This is a genomic window from Secundilactobacillus paracollinoides DSM 15502 = JCM 11969, assembly GCF_001311135.1.
GTDB lineage: Bacteria > Bacillota > Bacilli > Lactobacillales > Lactobacillaceae > Secundilactobacillus > Secundilactobacillus paracollinoides.
On record NZ_BBAG01000124.1, the window covers coordinates 1 to 2736 of the forward strand.

Sequence of the window (2736 nt, forward strand, 5' to 3'; positions counted from 1 at the left end):
CATTTTTCGTGGTTCTCTGTCCTCGAGCCGAAACGCGTTTCGGAAAACAGAAAGCTGCATGTAAGCCGACTCTGACGTAAATGCCAAGTTCGGGCATTTACGTCAGAGTTGGTTTACACTCCGCTTCCTACCGTTTTCCTCCACGCTCTGCTCTACAACAATTCCGCAAACACATCTTCCTGTTGATTCATAAAGTTCTCACCAGGGCGGATGTTGCATACTTGGATGCCGTCAATAGCTTCCTTCATCAATGCATCAACGTCGACCAGCTTTTCAAAGTTACGGGTCTTTTCCAAATCAGGCCGCGTCTTTGGTGCTGGTGGTGTGAAGATCGTACAACAGTCCTCAAATGGTAGGATCGAAAGGTCATAGGTATCTATCTGTTCAGCAATCTTGATGATCTCGGTCTTATCCATTGATACCAATGGGCGCAACACTGGCATGTTCGTCACATCATTGATGGCCAGCATACTTTCCAGCGTTTGCGAGGCAACCTGTCCCAATGATTCGCCAGTAAAGACTCCTTTAGCACCACGCAACTGCGCAATCGCTGCGGTGATCCGCAGCATCATCCGCCGTTGAATGGTCATCAAGTAGCCTTCGGGAACCTTTTCTTTGATCTCTTCTTGAGCTTTGGTAAACGGCACTTGAACAAACTGAATACTGCCGGCATAACCCGCAATCTTCGACGTCAGTTCCTTAGCCTTAGCCAACGCCTGTTCACTCGTATATGGCGGACTAAAGAAGTGCACCATATCCAGTTTAACGCCCCGTTTCATGCCTAAGTATGAAGCAACCGGGGAATCGATACCACCGGACAGCATCATCACAGCATGGCCGCCAGTACCGACGGGAAGACCACCAGCGCCCTTGATTGTTTCACTGGTCAGGAAGATGCCGTTTAACCGGACTTCAACCTTGATCATAATGTCAGGTTGTCTCATTTGGACTTCGATACCGGGCACATTGCGTAAAATGTGACCACCCAGCTTATCATTGATCTGATTGGTGTCAAATTCAAAGTTGTGGTCTTGGCGTTTTGTATTGATCTTAAACGTCATCCCTGGCTTGTACTGCGCCTTGACCATTTCAAGCGCTGTATCTTTGACCTGTTCGAAGTCCTTTTCAAGTTTGATCATTGGTGAAAAGTTCTCGATGCCAAAAACACCCTTTAGCCGGTCCATGACGGGTTGTGCTGGCGTGCCATTTAGTGCCACGTGTAACCGATCATACTGGGCGCGAATCTCCAGACCAGGAAAGTCATGCAGACTATGCCGAACGTTTTTGCCCAATTGTTTGATAAAATCTTTTCGGTTTTTACCCTTTGTGGACAGCTCACCATAGCGGACCATGATTTCTGTATATTCCATAGATACCCTCCTTTGTTTTAGAAATTAAGCCTTTGCTGGTTCGTCAGCAGTAGTTGAACTCAATTTTTCGAATTGTTTGTAAAGTTGATCAAAAACGGTGTTGAACTCATCAGCCTCTGCCAGTGTGTTGTGCTCGTCTAACGAGATTCGAATGGCGCTCGTAGAAACGTCTTCTGGAATCCGCATTGCGGTCAGCGTGCTTGAAGCCAAGTGCTTCTTTGATGAGCAGGCACTGGTGGTTGAAATGTAGATTTGATGCTCTTCAAATGCGTGCACAATGGTTTCACCACGTACGCCGCGAATAGCAAAGCACAGGATATGTGGCGCAAACCCATCATTGTCTTCAGAGAACGTTGTCACCAGTGGAAAATCCTTCACGTGGTTGTAAATCCGTTCCTTGATCTGTCGCTGCATGTCGACCTTAGCCGGCTCGTTATCAAGTAACAAACGCAACGCCTTGGCCATGGCAGCAATGGCCGGCAAGTTTTCAGTGCCGCTTCGCAGGTTACGTTCCTGCCCACCACCGGTCAACAGTGGTGCAATCTTCCGGCCCCGGCGCGCATAGATAAACCCGATTCCGCGGGGCGCGTGGAATTTATGACCAGAGAACGTCACGTAGTCCACCCGGTCATTCATGATCATGTCTTGAATGCCCTTACCAATGCCTTGAACAGCATCAATATGAAAATGAATTTTCGGGTAGTCTTTCAGCACATCAGCGACCTCAGTTAGGGGTTGAATGGTGCCAATTTCATTGTTAACGGCCATAACGGATACCAAAATCGTCGTTGGCCGAATAGCAGCTTTCAGATCATCAATTGAGATCCGACCATGCTCGTCAACCGGCAGATAGGTCACTTCATACCCCAATTGTTTCAGCTGCTCCATTGAGTTATGGATGGCTGGATGTTCAACTGCGGTGGTGATCAAGTGATTACCAAAGGCCCGCTTTTCAATGGCGGTACCCTTTACGACCCAGTTGTCGCCTTCTGTCCCGCCACTAGTAAACAGAATCTCAGATTGAGAAGCCCCTAGCAGATCAGCAATCTGCTTGCGAGACTGTTCCAATAGGTTAAAGGCTTGTTCACCAAACTGGTGCAGACTGGATGGGTTCCCCCAGATCTGATGGCTGACCTTATCATAGGTGGCCACAACGTCCGGTGCTGATTGCGTGGTAGCACTGTTATCAAAATAAATCATAAATTTCTAAGCCTCTTTATTTTTAGATTGGTTCGACTTCAATCAAAAAGTGCTTTTATTATAACGAGAAATGGGTGGGGATACAAGCAGAGTGTGGAAGAAGGCGGTTAGAGGGCGGAGCGTTAGGGACTTTGACCCGAAAAGTCCGGGCTTGACTTTTTGGGTC

General features: G+C 47.8%; 2 protein-coding genes. Both read right to left on the minus strand.

Going from position 1 to position 2736, the window contains the following annotated elements; all coding sequences use genetic code 11:
• Positions 1-152: 152 nt before the first annotated feature.
• Positions 153-1370 (minus strand): tRNA uracil 4-sulfurtransferase ThiI, encoded by a 1218-nt coding sequence (thiI, locus tag JCM11969_RS16315; RefSeq protein WP_054712941.1) that lies wholly within the window; start codon positions 1368-1370, stop codon positions 153-155.
• Between the two features lie 24 nt (positions 1371-1394).
• Positions 1395-2570 (minus strand): cysteine desulfurase family protein, encoded by a 1176-nt coding sequence (locus JCM11969_RS16320; RefSeq protein ID WP_054712943.1) that lies wholly within the window; start codon positions 2568-2570, stop codon positions 1395-1397.
• Positions 2571-2736 lie beyond the last annotated feature (166 nt).